At 40.2% G+C, this 16,474-nt stretch carries 13 protein-coding genes; 6 read left to right on the plus strand and 7 right to left on the minus strand.

Going from position 1 to position 16,474, the window contains the following annotated elements; all coding sequences use genetic code 11:
* The first annotated feature begins 11 nt into the window (after positions 1–11).
* Positions 12–2,681, plus strand: a complete 2,670-nt coding sequence (locus H8S90_RS13060) for a valine--tRNA ligase (protein WP_187338314.1) — start codon at positions 12–14, stop codon at positions 2,679–2,681.
* A gap of 160 nt (positions 2,682–2,841) precedes the next feature.
* Positions 2,842–3,489, plus strand: a complete 648-nt coding sequence (locus tag H8S90_RS13065; RefSeq protein WP_187338315.1) for a hypothetical protein — start codon at positions 2,842–2,844, stop codon at positions 3,487–3,489.
* A gap of 57 nt (positions 3,490–3,546) precedes the next feature.
* Here the strand turns inward: H8S90_RS13065 and H8S90_RS13070 are convergent, their stop codons facing one another.
* Positions 3,547–4,017, minus strand: coding sequence for a type I restriction enzyme HsdR N-terminal domain-containing protein (locus H8S90_RS13070; RefSeq protein WP_187338316.1), 471 nt, complete (start codon positions 4,015–4,017; stop codon positions 3,547–3,549).
* A gap of 203 nt (positions 4,018–4,220) precedes the next feature.
* On the opposite strand from H8S90_RS13070, the gene holA reads away from it, so the two are divergent.
* From holA to H8S90_RS13085, 3 genes are all read left to right on the plus strand, one after another.
* Positions 4,221–5,228 (plus strand): DNA polymerase III subunit delta, encoded by a 1,008-nt coding sequence (gene holA, locus H8S90_RS13075; protein ID WP_187338317.1) that lies wholly within the window; start codon positions 4,221–4,223, stop codon positions 5,226–5,228.
* Positions 5,229–5,238: 10 nt separating this feature from the next.
* Positions 5,239–5,799 carry a hypothetical protein gene (locus H8S90_RS13080; RefSeq protein WP_187338318.1) on the plus strand — a complete coding sequence of 187 codons (561 nt, stop codon included), beginning with the start codon at positions 5,239–5,241 and terminating at the stop codon, positions 5,797–5,799.
* Between the two features lie 541 nt (positions 5,800–6,340).
* The gene (locus tag H8S90_RS13085) at positions 6,341–6,997 is read left to right on the plus strand and encodes a TetR/AcrR family transcriptional regulator (RefSeq protein ID WP_187338319.1); all 657 of its coding nucleotides are present in this window, start codon (positions 6,341–6,343) and stop codon (positions 6,995–6,997) included.
* A 57-nt stretch (positions 6,998–7,054) separates the two neighbouring features.
* Here H8S90_RS13085 and H8S90_RS13090 read toward each other — a convergent pair whose 3' ends face one another.
* A complete protein-coding gene (locus H8S90_RS13090) occupies positions 7,055–8,677 on the minus strand; it encodes an ABC-F family ATP-binding cassette domain-containing protein (protein ID WP_187343040.1) in 1,623 nt (540 codons plus the stop codon).
* Positions 8,678–8,763: 86 nt separating this feature from the next.
* Between H8S90_RS13090 and H8S90_RS13095 the strand changes: the two genes are divergently transcribed.
* The gene (locus H8S90_RS13095) at positions 8,764–9,333 is read left to right on the plus strand and encodes a hypothetical protein (protein ID WP_187338320.1); all 570 of its coding nucleotides are present in this window, start codon (positions 8,764–8,766) and stop codon (positions 9,331–9,333) included.
* A gap of 3 nt (positions 9,334–9,336) precedes the next feature.
* On the opposite strand, the gene H8S90_RS13100 is transcribed toward H8S90_RS13095, so the two are convergent.
* The 5 genes from H8S90_RS13100 to H8S90_RS13120 form a co-directional block, all read right to left on the minus strand.
* Positions 9,337–10,851, minus strand: a complete 1,515-nt coding sequence (locus H8S90_RS13100; RefSeq protein WP_187338321.1) for a bifunctional GNAT family N-acetyltransferase/carbon-nitrogen hydrolase family protein — start codon at positions 10,849–10,851, stop codon at positions 9,337–9,339.
* Positions 10,852–10,946: 95 nt separating this feature from the next.
* Entirely contained in the window at positions 10,947–11,969 is a 1,023-nt protein-coding gene (gene ruvB, locus H8S90_RS13105; RefSeq protein ID WP_187338322.1) for a Holliday junction branch migration DNA helicase RuvB, read from the minus strand.
* 139 nt (positions 11,970–12,108) lie between these two features.
* Positions 12,109–12,831: a polyprenol monophosphomannose synthase gene (locus tag H8S90_RS13110; RefSeq protein ID WP_187338323.1), complete on the minus strand. Its 723-nt coding sequence runs from the start codon at positions 12,829–12,831 to the stop codon at positions 12,109–12,111.
* Between the two features lie 155 nt (positions 12,832–12,986).
* Positions 12,987–14,702, minus strand: coding sequence for a peptide MFS transporter (locus H8S90_RS13115; protein WP_187338324.1), 1,716 nt, complete (start codon positions 14,700–14,702; stop codon positions 12,987–12,989).
* Between the two features lie 39 nt (positions 14,703–14,741).
* Positions 14,742–16,379, minus strand: coding sequence for a peptide MFS transporter (locus H8S90_RS13120; protein ID WP_187338325.1), 1,638 nt, complete (start codon positions 16,377–16,379; stop codon positions 14,742–14,744).
* Between the last annotated feature and the right edge of the window lie 95 nt (positions 16,380–16,474).

Raw genomic sequence — 16,474 nt, forward strand, 5'->3', positions numbered from 1 at the left:
ATTTTACTATAATGAGCATAGCGAAGACCTATAATCCCAAAGAAGCTGAAGATAAATGGTACTCTTATTGGCTGGAAAAGAAATTTTTTCGGTCCGTTCCAGATGATCGGGAACCCTACACCATCGTCATGCCTCCGCCTAATGTTACCGGCGTGTTGCATATGGGACATATGCTTAATAATACGATACAGGACGTATTGATCCGCCGTGCCCGTATGCAAGGTAAAAATGCCTGTTGGGTGCCCGGTACCGATCATGCGTCAATTGCAACAGAGGCTAAAGTTGTAGCAATGCTCAAGGAGCGGGGGATGAGTAAAAAAGATCTTTCGCGTGAAGAATTTTTGACCTACGCTTGGGAGTGGAAAGAGAAATACGGTGGTATTATTCTAGAACAGTTAAAAAAACTGGGTGCTTCCTGCGATTGGGACCGCACACGCTTTACCATGGATCCTGATTTAAGTGATGCGGTGATCGATACCTTCATCCACCTCTATAAGAAGGGGTATATCTACCGTGGGATACGGATGGTAAACTGGGACCCGCAGGGAAAAACTGCCGTTTCCGATGAAGAAGTGATTCGTAAGGAGGTGAATCAAAAACTGTATTACGTGCAATACCAGGTAGTTCCCGAAACGATACCCGGCACTAGTAGTAAGACGCAAGAGGTTCCCCTAGATCAGATTCATCATGAATATATCACAATAGCAACTACCCGTCCGGAAACCATTATGGCGGATACGGCTGTTTGTATTAACCCCAGCGATGAGCGCTATCAATACCTCAAAGGTAAGAAAGTAATGGTGCCTTTAATCAATAGGGAAATTCCGATAATCGAAGATCAATATGTAGAGATGGATTTCGGCACCGGTTGCTTAAAGGTGACACCGGCGCACGACTTAAATGATTATGAACTGGGGCAAAAACATAAACTCGAAATCATTGATATTTTAAACGACGACGGAACGTTGAACGAAAAGGCTGAAATTTTAGTGGGAGAGGACCGTTTCATTGCCCGAAAGAAAGTGGTTAAATTATTGGAAGAAGCCGGGCAATTGGAAAAAGTGGAGGATTATAAGTCGCAGGTAGGTTTTTCAGAGCGTACCGATGCTGCCATTGAACCGAAGCTGTCCATGCAGTGGTTCTGTAAAATGGATGAGCTTTCCAAACCGGCTTTGGATTACGTGCTCAGTGGTGAGGTGAGGTTAATACCTGATAAATTTATTAATAGCTACCGCCATTGGATGGAAAATGTGAAAGATTGGAATATCTCCAGACAGCTCTGGTGGGGGCAACGTATTCCTGCTTGGTTTAATGAAAATCAAGAATGGGTGGTAGCCAAAACAACGGAAGAAGCTGTTGAAGAATTTGAAAAGGCCGGTTTGTCGATAAAGGGAATTTATCAAGAGGAGGATGTGCTGGATACTTGGTTTTCTTCAGGTTTGTGGCCTATATCTGTTTTCGATGGCTTTAAGAATCCAGATGGAGCAGATATCAACTATTATTACCCGACAAATGACTTAGTTACCGCGCCTGAAATTCTGTTTTTCTGGGTTGCCCGTATGATGATATCAGGGCATGAATTCAGAGGTGAAGCGCCTTTCAAGAACGTTTACCTAACAGGTATCGTTCGGGATAAACTGGGCCGAAAGATGTCTAAATCCTTAGGTAATTCGCCGGATCCGATTGCCTTAATGGAACAATATGGTACGGATGGCGTTAGAGTGGGCATGTTGCTATCGTCACCTGCGGGAAATGATTTGATGTTTGATGTTGCCTACTGTGAACAGGGCCGTAATTTTGCGAATAAAATATGGAATGCCTTCCGTCTTGTTAAGGGTTGGAAGGCGACAGATAAAGATGCGACTGAGGCAGAGTTAAAAGCAGTTGAATGGTTTGAGAGCCGGTTTAATCAAGCCATAGTTGATATCGATGAGCACTTCGCTGCTTATCGTCTTTCTGACGCACTAATGGCAGTTTATAAATTGATATGGGACGACTTTTGCTCGTGGTACCTCGAGCTGGTGAAGCCGGCTTATCAGCAGCCGATAGCCTCGGTTCTTTATGACCGTACTAAGCACTTTTTTGAGCAGCTTTTAGCTTTGGCGCATCCCTTTATGCCTTTTCTCACTGAGGAACTGTGGCATGATGAACTTTTTGGTAGTAGAGAAGCATTGGATTGCTGTATAGTAGCAAAATATCCTATCTCCAGCGAAGTAGATCATGCGCTCTTAAAAGATTTTGATATTATTAAACAAGTTATTTCGGAAATACGGAATATACGGAATACCAAACAAATATCGCCGAAAGACGCATTGCCTCTCGCCGTAAAAGTTAATACTTCAACGTTGTACAAACCTTATTTGGATAACGTGAAGAAATTGGCGAATATATCAGATGTAAGCTTCGTAAAGGAAAAACCATCGGGTGCTGTCTCTTTTATGGCGGGGAAAGATGAGTTTTTTATTACTATTACACAAAACATTGATGTAGAAGCAGAAAAGGCGCGTATTGCGAGCGAGATTCAATACTTACTGGGATTTTTGAAGGCTGTAAATGCCAAGCTTGCTAATGAAAGGTTTGTGCAAAATGCTAAGCCTGAAATTGTTCAGAATGAGCGAAATAAACAGGCGGATGCGGAAGCGAAAATTAAAATTTTGGAGGAAAGCTTAGCTGCACTGTAGACATGGCCCACTAAAAGGAAATGCAACTCACGTAATAAGTTTACCGGCTGGGAATAATAGATTAATATGTTCACTGGAAGTCTGTTTGCCGATACTTTGTACTCCGCACTATAATAGTTATATTCGTGGGTATTATTAATTATAAAACAAATTATTTGACATGAAAAAAATTTTAAGCTTAGCGCTGATTGGGTTTGTGTTGGCCTCTTGTGGGGGCTCTTCTGAAAATGCTGATAGTCAACAGCAAGAGCTAGACCCTAACCTGATTACCTGTGAAAGTATAGGCAAAGTTAGACTGAGTTATAGCCACGAAGATCTGGAAACTGAGTTTGGTGCAGATAATCTGGAAGACGGTACCGAAGAAATTGATGGCAAAGAGGTGAATATTACAAAAGTATTCCCCGGAACAGCAGAAGAAGTGGTTGTAGCTTGGACAGAAGATAGCGCTCCTTTCAGTAAAGCAGCTAAACTAAGCGTTTCTGATGAGATGGGGCCGTATCAATTGGAGGAAGGCATCCGCGTGGGGTCTACCATAAAAGAGTTGGTACAGGCAAATAATTTTTTACCGGTAACATTTACCAATTTCTATGCAAGGGAAGATGGATTTGCCTATATCCAAAGCTTTAATGATGGTGATCTTGCGCAAAAATATCCGTGTTTGGGAGGTGTATTGGATATTGACAGAACCGACAATTTAGAGACAAGCTTATTGGAAGAGTTTAAACTGGAAAACCCCGCAAAATCAAACCATAAAGCGATGAACTTTATATATGCAAACGTGGTTGAACTGAGCATTTCAGCTGAGTAACACCATTATAAAATGTTAAATAAAAGGCTTGTCTTTGTATTGGAAAAGACAAGCCTTTTATTTAACATGAATTAATTCCGTATATGAAGGGAGTTCTTTTAAAAAAATATAAGACTCTTTCTCAAAATCGATCTGACAATAGTAGTGTTGTAAACCGTTGCTTACTACAAGAAAGGGAACTTTATGAACCATATTATAACGAGCTATCTGATCAAATACCGCCTGTGTTATTTTAACTGAGGGAGCTTTTAACTCTGCTATAAGCATTCTTCTTCCACCATGGTCGAATACCACAATATCCGTTCTCTTTTGTAATGAATTAAGTTTGAGCCCGCCTTCGGATTGGATTAGTGTTTTAGGAAACGCTTTGTCTCTAATTAGATGCTGTATCCAATGTTGCCGTACCCATTCTTCTGGAGTTAACACCAGGTGTTTTTTTCTCAGTTCGTCGAAAATCAACAATTTGTCTTTTTCTCTAACGAGTTTAAAAGGGAAGTGTGGCAAATTAAGGGCTATGGGTGTTAGCATGGTACAAATTTACCAAGTATTTTGCGAACATTTGCAATTTAGTAAAAGCTCAGGGAATCGTTATATTTAGTTTGCGGGTATGTGATACGTAGGTAACTTATTTGGCGGAGGCTAAAATTTATTGTTATTTTGCAGGCTAAGTTGGCATGGCCGGAGATATCGCGTGTGGAATGGCCATGATAACTTATAAGTCAACGCGAGTAATGAATGTAGCAACTGTATTATCGGATATATCAAAGAGAAAGCTTAAACCAATCTACCTTTTGCATGGGGAGGAGTCGTATTATATAGATTTGGTCAGTCATTATTTAGAAGGCAAAGTATTGAGTGATGCTGAAAAAGGTTTTAACCAGACCGTTCTATATGGTAAGGACACCGATTGGATAACCATCGTAAATGCAGCGAAACGTTATCCTATGATGAGCGACTATCAATTAATCCTCGTAAAAGAAGCCCAACATCTCAAATGGGATAAAGCTGCCGAGCTCTTTGAATCCTATGCAAATAACCCTTTATCAACCACGGTGCTAGCTTTTGCGTATAAATATGGAAAATTTGATAAACGGAAGAAGATTTATAAAACTATCGAAAAGAACGGCTTGGTATTGGAGTCCGCTAAAATTTACGATAATAAGTTAGCTCCATGGATCGATGAGTATGTAAAAGAACGGGGTATGACCATCCATCCGCAGGCAACAGCAATGATCGGAGAGTATCTGGGCACAGAGCTCTCTAAAGTAGCCAATGAGCTTGATAAGTTGATGCTGAACGTTCCAAAAGATAGGGAAATTAATGTTAACGACGTTCAGCATAATATAGGTATAAGTAAAGACTTCAACGTATTCGAGCTGAACACGGCCCTTGGAAAACGAGATGTTTTCAAAGTAAATCAAATTATTGATTATTTTGCTGCCAATCCTAAGTCTAATCCGCTTCCTGTACTGATGGGTTCTTTGTACGCTTATTTCTCTAAATTGTTAAAATACCATTTCCTGCCCGATAAAAGTCAACAGGCAGCCGCCCGCGAGTTAGGCGTGCATCCATTCTTTTTGAAAGACTATGAAATGGCCGTGCGTAATTATTCACGAGGGAAATTATTTCATATTATTGGCTACTTGAAGGAGTATGATTTAAAGTCTAAAGGGGTAGACGCCATTAATCTGGAACCGGAAGACTTAATGAAAGAGTTGATGTTCAAAATATTGCATTAAGATATAATATATGAAGAGAGTTTTATTTTCGAGTTTTATCATTTTTCTCTTGGCCCCCGTGGCATTATATGGTCAAGGAAGAGGGGTTTATGTAGCTGTGGAAGCAGGAGGGATGTTAGGATTGAACAGACAAAGTTCATTAGCTAATGATCAGGCATTAAATGGATATAAGTTTCATTTGATGTTCGGACGTAATTTTAATGATCGTTTTTACTTTGGTTTAGGCCTTGGAAATGAGGTGTACCGTGCATCAGAATCAGCAGGCCCTTTTTCCTCACGTTTTGGTATATTACCTTTTTTGGCTGATTTCCGGGTACCTCTTCACCATAATTTTCTTTCAGGTACTTTGAGCGTGGTAGCGAATGCAGGTTATGCTCCTCGCATAGGGAATGATCTGTTTAGGGGGGCTTTGGCTCACGGTGGCATTAGTTATGGTTATCCGCTCTCTTTCAATGGTCCGGATTTATTTTTAACGCTGGGGTATGGTCTGCAGCAAATAGTTTTACCTTATCAATCTAATAACCTCCAACAACAAACGATTTCACTTACCTTGGGCCTCTTCATTAATTGACGTATAAATTTTTGCATTGAGCTGTTGCCTTCAAATGATGGAAAACCAATAAAACTAGCTTGAACACAAAAGCCAACACCTGTGAGAAAAATGCATTGATCTAAATTCGCCAATAAATTCTTGTAAAAATTTCAATAATGTAAGATATTTACGACATTTGGATCGGATATAAAAAACTTCTATAAACTTAATCGTCGTTGAGGATTAAACTTTAGGGAATACTATTTGCTATAAACTTAGTACTTATACGGTTATTTATTCGTAAATGTGCATGCAATGGCTGTGGTTTTTCGGCTATACAGTAGCAATACGCCTGCGCCATTGTTTAGTGGCAAAAAAGGTGAGTTATGGGATGTGTTTACAAAAGAATACGGACTTAGCGAAATGACGTTCTGAACACCGTTCAAAGTAAAAAAAGAGAAAAACAAGACAAAGCTCAGGTTTGTTGATAGGCAGACAAGCGTTATTGTCTTAAAAACCGCCGAAGGCAGCATGAACACCCTTGTAAATAGACAAAATGTGAATAAACAACTTTATGCTCATGAAAAAGGAAAGAAAGAGACCTCAAGGCGAGTTTAGGGATAAGGAGCGGACCAAATTAAAATTGCTCCATGCGGTCGGTGAAATTATACGGACGGAGGGATATCAGGGTTTAGGTGTAAATAAAATTGCCCATCAAGCGGGGGTAAATAAAAAGCTTATTTATCGTTATTTTGATGGAGTTGACAATCTTATTGAAAAATATGTCCGCGAAAAAGACTATTGGGTAAGCTTTGTAGACAACGCACAGATTGCTGAAACAAGTAGAGATGATTTTGGTCAGGTAGGTTTGCCTGAACTATTAAAAGAACAATTTGATTTTTTCCTATCAGCGGAAGAACTGCAAAATATTGTGTTGTGGGAAATCAGCGAGAACAGTAATTTAATGCGGGAAGTGGCCGAAGTCAGGGAACATTTAGGAAGTGAGCTCTTCAAAATTACCGATCCGCTATTTTCCGGTTCTGAAGTAGATTTACGTAGTATTGTTGCGTTACAGGTGGCTGGTATATATTATTTGGTATTACATGCCAAACATAACGGGAGTACTTTCTGCGAAATAGATATTAATACAGAAGAGGGAAAATCGCGCCTTAAGAAGGCTATTGAACAGATTAATGGCTGGGCTTTTGAAGAAGCTAAAAGAAAGAAGAAAAAGTAAAGGCCAGTTGGTGTATACCAACTGGCCTTTATAGTAGTCTTTTTATATATTTTAATTTTATTTAAGCATTCGCTCGCGCTGTTGTTTTATTTCTTCACTGTTGATGTATTCATCATAAGTCATCAGTTTATCGATGACACCATTAGGCGTTAGCTCAATAATTCTGTTAGCTACCGTTTGGGTTAATTCATGATCTCGCGAGGTAAACAATATAGGGCCTCTGAAATCTTTCATTCCATTGTTCAGAGCGGTGATCGATTCCAGGTCAAGGTGGTTTGTTGGTTCGTCAAACAATAGTAGGTTTGCTTTTTGCAACATCATGCGAGAAAACATACAGCGCATTTTCTCTCCTCCAGAAAGCACAGAACATTTTTTTAATACTTCTTCTCCGCTAAACAGCATTTTTCCTAAAAAACCTCTCACGAACTGGTCATCCTGATCAGTGTCGGAATACTCGCGCAGCCAATCAATGAGGTTCTCGTTTTTACCTTCGAAATAGGATGCATTGTCCATGGGAATATCAGCAATACTAATAGTTACTCCCCACTTGAACTCTCCTTTGAAATCTTTATCTCTTCCCGTTAGAACTTCATAGAACGCCGTCGTGGCTAGACTGTTCTCGGCGATCACTGCAATTTTATCCCCTTTATTCATCATGAAGTTCACTTGGTCAAAAAGAACCTCCCCATTTTCGATTTTGCCCAGGTTTTCCACTTGCAGAATCTGATCACCAGGCTCACGGTTCATGTCGTTAAACATGATGGCAGGATATTTACGGCTAGAAGGTTTAATCTCATCAAGATTGATCTTGTCCAAGGCTTTTTTACGGCTGGTGGCCTGCTTTGACTTAGAAGCATTGGCGCTGAAACGACGAATAAACTCTTGTAATTCTTTGACTTTGTCTTCCAGTTTTTTATTCTGATCTGATCTTTGTTTTAACGCTAGCTGACTGGATTCGTACCAGAATGAGTAGTTACCGGTATAAATAGTCATCTTACTGAAGTCAATATCTACGATATGTGTACATACAGCGTCTAGAAAGTGTCTATCGTGGGAAACAACCAGTACTAAACCCTGATAATCAGCCAAAAAGTTCTCTAACCACGCAATGGTGTCTATATCAAGGTCGTTCGTTGGTTCATCCAATACTAAAATATCTGGATCACCGAACAAAGCCTGTGCTAATAATACGCGTACTTTTTGATTACCATCCAGCTCTTTTACCAGTTTGTAATGTAAATTTTCTTTTATACCCAAGTTGCTCAGTAAAGTTGCAGCGTTGTTTTCTGCACTCCATCCATCCATCTCGGCGAAGAGATTTTCAAGTTCGCCAGCCCGTTCGCCATCAGCATCAGTAAAATCCTCTTTAGCATAAATGGCATCCTTTTCTTTCATGATGTCATACAGTTCTTTATGTCCCATCATGACGGTTTCAATTACCGAAAAATCATCAAATGCATAGTGGTTTTGGCTAAGTACTGCCATACGTTCACCAGGGGTGATACTAACCGATCCTGTAGTCGGATCTACGTCGCCCGTGACTATTTTAAGGAAAGTTGATTTCCCGGCGCCATTGGCACCAATTATACCATAACAATTGCCAGGTGTAAATTTTAAATTAACTTCGTCAAATAAAACGCGTTTACCGAAACGCAAAGAAAGATTGGAAACACTGATCATAGGGGGCAAAGATATAAAATAATTAGCCAATTGGCTAATGGACGCCAGTTTTAAGGTATACGAGGGTTGTAAGCGAATAAGTACATATGACAAAAGAAGAACTATTAGCTGAAATATCCAAAACGTTAAACAAAGTAAAAGCAGTAAACCTAGCTGAGATTGCGGTTTCAACTGATTTTTCTTTGCTACAGCTCTTGGATTTTTGTTATCATCGGGAGAAAACTATCGCTTTTCGTGCAGCATGGATACTGGAGTTTGTTGAACACCGATACCCGGAACGTTTCCTGCCAATTTTTAGTGATTTCATAAGCCGACTTTCCGAGCAACAATATGACAGTTGTCAAAGGCATTTCACTAAAATATTGATCGGTTTTACCCAGCCCAAAGCTAAGGAAATGCGGAAGTATGCATTTAATGATTTGACTGTTATGCGACAGGAAAAGGTAGTGGAAACCGTTTTTGAATGGCTGATAGCCCCGCGAACACCAATAGCTGTTAGAGTGAATTGTATGGAAATATTGAGCTATATGATTCCGTTTTTTCCGTGGATAAAAGAGGAGTTACTAGCGCAAATTCATTTTTATATGAAAGATGGAACTGCTGCCATGCAAAGTAGAGGTAAGCGGCTACTTCGTGAGATAAGTAACCGCCGATAGTATTTACTTTAGTAAACTAATATTATATAGATCCTTTCTTCGGTCTTTCATAGTTTTCACCGTTCCATATTCATGGAGTTCTTTCAAGGCGTATAAGTCTACATCGGTAAGTAGTACCATTTCTGTATTTGGCGTTGCTTCTGATTTAACGCCATTTGTTGGAAAAGCAAAATCAGATGGTGTAAATACTGCAGATTGCGCATATTGTATATCCATATTGTTCACCTTGGGTAAGTTTCCTACAGAGCCTGCGATAGCTACATAACACTCGTTTTCTATGGCACGAGCCTGTGCGCAATTACGTACCCTAGTATAACCATTCTGAGTATCGGTTAAGAAAGGTACAAATAAGATTTTCATTCCTTGATCTGCTAGGATGCGGCTGAGTTCCGGGAACTCAACGTCATAACAAATAAGAATACCGATTTTCCCGCAATCGGTATCAAAAACTTTTACCTGATCACCTCCATACATCCCATAATACTTCAGCTCATTTGGGGTTATATGCACTTTGTTATAAGCATCTACCTTACCACTTCTGTGGCAAAGGTAGGTGGTGTTATATAGCTTCTCATCGTCGTCTAAATAAGGCATAGAACCAGCGATAATATTTACATTGTAAGAGACCGCCAGTTCTTGAACTTTCTCTTTAATTTCCTTTGTATGCTGTGCCAGGACGTGCATAGCTTCCCGCTCTGGTAGATGGTTATATGGTTCCATCAACGGCGTATTAAAAAATTCGGGAAACAAAGCGAAATCAGCACCATACCCACTTACTACATCTACGAAAAATTCCACTTGATCATAAAAGGCGTCAATATTGCTGAACAAGCGCATCTGCCACTGAATTAACCCTAAGCGGATTGTTTTCTTGGTGGGAGAAATAGAGCTGGTTTTAGGCTCATAGTAGATGTTGTTCCACTCCAGCAGCGTAGCGTATTCTAAAGATTCCTTATCATCAGGGAGATAGTTCTTTAGAATTTTTTTAACGTGAAAGTCGTTAGATAGCTGAAAGGTGAGTGTGGGGTCGTAGATTTCCTTTTGTTTGACCTTCTCAATATATTGTTTAGGGCTTAATGAATCCGCATGTTCGTGGTATTTCGGAATACGTCCGCCAGCAACGATACTTTTTAGATTGAGTTGCTCGCACAGTTCTTTTCTAGCATCATAAAGTCGCCTACCCAATCGCAGTTCTCTAAAATCGGGGTGTACAAACATTTCAATGCCGTATAGTACATCCCCATCCGGATCGTGTGTTTTGAAGGTGTATTTTCCTGTAATTTCCTCGTAAGTATGCGTTCTATCGGTTTTTTTTGAATCGACAATAATAGATAAGGCGCAGGCTACTACGTGCTCGTCAACTTCTACGCATAATTGGCCTTCTGGAAATAGCGTGAGCAAATCTTTAATGCTGGTTTTTGTCCACACTCCGCCAGCGTTTCCAAGGTAAGCTTCTTTCATCGAAGTTTTTAGGTCGTTGTAGTCCGTTAAGCTTAAAGCTCTGATTTTTATATTCATATAATGCGTTGTGATTCCTCATTGTCCCGATAGCTATCAGGAGGAGGGTATTTATTTTTATCTGCGGATATTGCCCGAAAGGAGCTTGCAGCTATTTAAAATAACATATTTCCTTTAGGATAGTTTGTTTTTCCGAGGTGTTTATAAGCTAATTCAGTGCATTCGCGTCCTCGAGAGGTGCGCATGATATAACCTTCCTGAATAAGAAAGGGTTCATACACTTCTTCGATGGTGCCTTCGTCTTCACTTACCGCTGTAGCAATAGTCTTCAGTCCGACAGGTCCGCCTTTGAATTTATCGATAATTGTCATTAAGATGCGGTTGTCCATCTCGTCTAGACCATGTTCATCTACATTTAACGCGGTTAATGCATATTGTGCAATTTCCGTATCAATATTTCCGTTCCCTTTAATTTGTGCAAAGTCTCTGGTACGTCTTAACAACGCATTTGCAATACGTGGTGTACCTCGACTGCGACGGGCAATTTCATAGGCTCCTTCATCGCTAATTGGGGTACGTAAGATACTTGCCGAACGGAGTACGATGGTGGTAAGCAATTTTGCATCATAATATTGTAACCGTGCGTTGATGCCAAAACGTGCACGCAGGGGCGCTGTTAGCAATCCGGATCGGGTTGTGGCGCCAACTAAAGTAAAGGGGCTTAGCGATAATTGTACGGAGCGTGCATTAGGCCCCGTTTCTAGCATGATGTCGATCTTGAAGTCTTCCATGGCAGAATACAGGTATTCTTCCACCAATGGACTTAGGCGATGAATCTCATCGATAAATAGTATGTCGCCCTCCTCTAAGTTCGTTAACAAGCCTGCCAGATCACCCGGTTTATCTAATACAGGACCGGAAGTAATCTTAATTCCTACGCCCATTTCATTGGCTATGATATGTGATAACGTTGTTTTTCCCAGTCCTGGAGGGCCATGTAACAATACGTGATCCAACGCTTCTCCACGAAGTTTTGCTGCTTGCACAAATATCTGAAGATTTTCCAGGATTTTATGTTGACCTGTAAAATCTTCAAAAGCCTGCGGACGCAACACCTTTTCTACTTCTTGATCCACCTTACTCAAGTGGTCGGCATTTGGATTTAAGTTTTCGTTCATGTTAGAAATTATCGGTCACTGATTAACCGAATGGCCTGTAAAGGTACTAAATAACGGATAGATATAAAATATGCCAAATTATTGCCTGCAAAAGGCAAATTAACATATGATGAATGTTTGGTCGCTGGAAGTGTTTATGCTAATACTTCCGAAACCAGCTATTGATTTTCATTTGTATCACGCCGAAAAAGGCTTCCCGAAAAATTTTTGTACTCATTTTAGAGGTGCCTTCCGTGCGATCTGTGAAGATAATAGGAACTTCTACTACTTTAAAGCCATATTTGATCGCCGTGAACTTCATTTCTATCTGAAAGGCATAACCAACAAATTTAATTTTATTCAGCGGGATAGTTTCAAGTACCTTTCGCTTGTAGCATACAAAACCTGCTGTCGCATCTCTAATATCTGTTCGGGTAATCAGGCGTACGTAACCCGATGCAAAATAAGACATCAATACTCTCTTCATAGGCCAATTGACTACATTTACACCTTTTATATAGCGCGAACCTATGGATAAGTCGGCTCCATCGACACAGGCCTGCCTTAACCTGATCAAATCTTTCGGATTATGCGAGAAGTCGGCATCCATTTCAAAGATATACTCGTAATCTTTTGCTAAGCACCATTTAAATCCATGTATATATGCTGTGCCTAATCCTAATTTTCCGCGACGTTCTTCAATAAATAGTTGTCCGTTGAATTCTTTTTGTAGAGCTTTTACAATGCTCGCTGTGCCATCCGGAGACCCGTCGTCGATAATCAAAATATGGTATGAGAAAGAAAGAGAGAATACCTTGCGGATGATTTTCTCAATATTTTCCTTTTCGTTATAGGTAGGGATAATAACTATACTGTCTGACACAATCTAAAAGTAAATATCTACATTAAAATACGAAAGTAAATAATAATGTTTCGGGAAGCAAATGGTGAGCTCCGGATTATATGCTGTTGCTAATTAGAAAAGCCCCAGGCCAAAAAGTCTGGGGCTTAGGAGTTAACTAAATATGAGATGACAGGTTATCTAACACCATGCATCATTTTTTTCAGAATACCAGATATTAAGAACAAAATGATAGCAGCAGTTCCTGAAAGCGTTACAAAAACCATAAAAAACTCGTAAAGGTTGTGGATTGTGACACCAACGAAGGTTGGGTAGACAATATCGATTTTTTCTTGTGCGAGAATAGCTATCTGCTCGGTAGTGGGATTAATCGATCCGTCTAGAATGCCTTGTAAATCAATGCCTTTCGAGGTGGCAAACTCGAATTTATCGCCAGTAGGGGGAATCAGCGCACCTAATGTGCCGGCAAGTGCATATCCTGCAGCATTTCCAATAAACCAAACGCCCATTAAAAGGGAAGAGAAGCGTTTGGGTGCAAGTTTGGAAACCAACGATAAGCCGATAGGTGACAAACAAAGCTCCCCCAGGGTATGGAAGAGGTACATTACAAATAACCAATGTACGGCTAATTTACCAGTAGTACCTATTTTTGCTATTTGTACGGCGATAATATAATAACCAACGGCTAATAATAACAGCCCAATAGCTTGTTTCACAGGTGATATCGGCTCTAAGTTTTTACGTTGAAGTTTGAGCCATAACCAACTGAATGGAAGAGCAAAAACCACAATAAAAATAGAATTGGCGTTTTGTATAAAACTGGGAGGAAGCTGAAAACCGAGGAAGTTGAGGTCTGTTTGTTTATCTGCAACAAAGGTTAATGAAGATCCGGCCTGTTCGAAGGCCGACCAGAAAAAGATGACAAAGAAAGCTACGATATACATGACGATAATCCGATCACGTTCAATCTTGGTAATAGATTTATCGGTCAGAATCAAAAATGCTAAGCTCAATGCCGAAGCATAAATAAATGGGTAAACCCAACTCTTGATCGGGTTGGGATCGAGCGAAAGAAAATGAAATACCGTGTATAAAATACCCAAAAGTACGACAGAGGCAATGATAGAACCCTTGGTAAACTTTGCTTTTTCGGCCTCTTCGGTGGCTTTATCAACGATATTTTCTTCCGAAAACTCCGGTTTGGCGCCTACTGGTTTACCTTCAGGTGATACTACGTATTTGTTCTTTAGGAAGATAAAAAGCAATGTTCCTAAAAACATCGCCGTACCTGCAGCTAAAAAGCCCCATTTAAATGCTTCTACCACCCTTACTTCACCCACTTTAACATCACCCAAAAAAGGACACACAGACATTCCAAGGAAAGCGCCTACGTTTATACCCATATAAAAGATCGTAAATGCCGAATCTAACCTGCTGTCGCCTTTGTTATAAAGTTGGCCCACCATCGATGAAATGTTGGGTTTGAAAAAGCCGTTACCAACGATGATCACTGCCAGAGCTCCCCACATGGCAAAGGTGGCAATGTCAATGCTTGACGTATAAACGTGACCACTGAAAAAGAGCAAAAGTTGTCCTACCCCCATAGTCAGTCCTCCTAGGATAATACAGTTTCTATTACCTAAGTAGCGATCGGCAATGTATCCCCCCAGCATAGGAGTCAAGTAGCTTAACCCTAAAAATCCCCCATAAACAATAGAAGCATCTTTTTCCGAAAAAGCTAAAGCATTGATTAGAAATAGGGCCAATAGGGCACGCATTCCGTAGAAGTTGAAACGCTCCCACATTTCTGTCGTAAACAGCACATATAAACCTTTAGGATGCCCTTTTTGGTTTTGTGGTGGTTCTTGTGTTAGTGTGTGTGATTCACTCATTATTTATTCAATTTGGTATTTATTATTTCGTATCGTTCATCATGCATGTTTCCTGATAATTTCCCTTAACCATTTGAGCATGGAGAATATGATGAGAGATGCTAGCATACATGCCAAGAAATTTACCCAGAAGAAATTTGCTTTTTGTTCATAATTATCCCATAGTGAAGATAATACTCCCGAGAGCTTGTTGCCAATCGCTGTAGCCAGAAACCATCCGCCCATTAATAAAGAGGTGAGTCTCGCGGGAGCTACCTTTGACACCAGCGATAGACCGATGGGAGAAAGGAACAGTTCTCCTATGGTAACAACTGCGTAAGAGCTGATGAGCCACCAGGTAGATGATTTATCTTCGGTAATGTCGGTTGTGTAAATGGCGAAAGCCATTACAGCAGTAGATAAACCTGTAATCAGTAAGCCCCAAGCGATTTTGGCCGGTGTAGAAGGTTCTTTATCTCGTCGTCGCAAGAACGAGAAAAAAGAGATCACTAAGGGGGTAAAAAGTATAATAAAAAAGGGATTGATGGATTGAAAGATTTCTGTAGAGATGAGTTGTATGGGTTGGTCGTTTGGAGGCCAGTTCTCCTTGGGCAGATTTTGAAAGTAAGGGTGAGGAGAGAGAACGGTTTCCAGCTCCCCGGCCTCGTTTCTTATCGGTCTAAAATAACCATCGTAATTGGGGAAAATCTCTGGTGTAGTAGAAATTTCCTGTACCATACCAAAAGGTTTTAGGTAATCTGAAGCGGTAGGTGATATCTGCCGATCGGTATAAGTCTCCGCATAATTCGTAAGTGCAGAGGCATTCTGTTTAAAGACAGCCCAGAAAACAATAACCACGGCAAAAATTGATAATAATGCTGCAATGCGCGATTTATCTTCTTTTTTTGATTTGAGTAGCAAACTAACGTAGAACCCAATGACCGGTACACAAGCCACAATAAAAGCGTCGGTTGAGTCTGAACCGAAAATATTTCCCGGAATGAACCATCCCAAAACACCAAATAATAGCATCGGTATTAGCACTAGCCAAACTACCTTTTTTACCGGAGTATCTTCTGGGTTGGAGGGTTTGATAACGTCGGCAAACTTAATGTGTTTATTTCCGCCCATAAAAACCAATACGCCCAGCAACATGCCTATGCCAGCTGCCGCAAATGCATAGTCCCAACCATAAGCATTACGCATATAAGCTGCTACAAAATTACAGACGAAAGCACCTACATTGATGCTCATGTAAAAGATATTATAGCCGTCGTCTTTAAGAGGTTTGTTTTCTTTCGTGTTGTATAGATTTCCTAATAGAGTAGAAATGTTTGGCTTAAAAAAGCCATTACCTACAACGAGTAGTAAAATTGCTATCCAGAATACTTCCTTATTGGGAATTGCAAGACAGAAATAACCGGCGGAGAGTAATAGGCCACCAATGATGATCGATTTTCGATAACCTAATACTTTATCAGCTAGTAGGCCACCAATAAAAGGAGTAAGGTACACAAGGCCTAAGTACGTGCCCACAATATCAGAGGCTTCTTTATTATCATAACCAAAGCCTCCCTTAGGATCTTTCAGATATAGCAGTAAGATACCTAACATCAGGTAATAACCAAACCTTTCCCACATTTCAGTCAAAAATAAAATGGGTAATCCTTTAGGGTGTTTGGGTTTTGTTACTGACATTTGCTATTGTTGTAGCGGTTTAGTTTTACCTTCATATGACTAATCGCGCAAGATAGTTAGACAGTCGCATTATAACAAATTTTTAACTGTATATA

This window comes from Olivibacter sp. SDN3 (genome assembly GCF_014334135.1).
Classification (GTDB): domain Bacteria; phylum Bacteroidota; class Bacteroidia; order Sphingobacteriales; family Sphingobacteriaceae; genus Olivibacter.

Coding starts and splice junctions, on each gene's coding strand:
- H8S90_RS13100 (WP_187338321.1), bottom strand. CDS start 10,851: ATGAATATAAAAATCAGAGCTTTAAGCTTAACGGACTACAACGACCTA.
- H8S90_RS13120 (WP_187338325.1), bottom strand. CDS start 16,379: ATGTCAGTAACAAAACCCAAACACCCTAAAGGATTACCCATTTTATTT.
- H8S90_RS13070 (WP_187338316.1), bottom strand. CDS start 4,017: ATGCTAACACCCATAGCCCTTAATTTGCCACACTTCCCTTTTAAACTC.
- H8S90_RS13115 (WP_187338324.1), bottom strand. CDS start 14,702: ATGAGTGAATCACACACACTAACACAAGAACCACCACAAAACCAAAAA.
- H8S90_RS13080 (WP_187338318.1), top strand. CDS start 5,239: ATGAAGAGAGTTTTATTTTCGAGTTTTATCATTTTTCTCTTGGCCCCC.
- holA (WP_187338317.1), top strand. CDS start 4,221: ATGAATGTAGCAACTGTATTATCGGATATATCAAAGAGAAAGCTTAAA.
- H8S90_RS13095 (WP_187338320.1), top strand. CDS start 8,764: ATGACAAAAGAAGAACTATTAGCTGAAATATCCAAAACGTTAAACAAA.
- H8S90_RS13060 (WP_187338314.1), top strand. CDS start 12: ATGAGCATAGCGAAGACCTATAATCCCAAAGAAGCTGAAGATAAATGG.
- H8S90_RS13090 (WP_187343040.1), bottom strand. CDS start 8,677: ATGATCAGTGTTTCCAATCTTTCTTTGCGTTTCGGTAAACGCGTTTTA.
- ruvB (WP_187338322.1), bottom strand. CDS start 11,969: ATGAACGAAAACTTAAATCCAAATGCCGACCACTTGAGTAAGGTGGAT.
- H8S90_RS13065 (WP_187338315.1), top strand. CDS start 2,842: ATGAAAAAAATTTTAAGCTTAGCGCTGATTGGGTTTGTGTTGGCCTCT.
- H8S90_RS13085 (WP_187338319.1), top strand. CDS start 6,341: ATGAAAAAGGAAAGAAAGAGACCTCAAGGCGAGTTTAGGGATAAGGAG.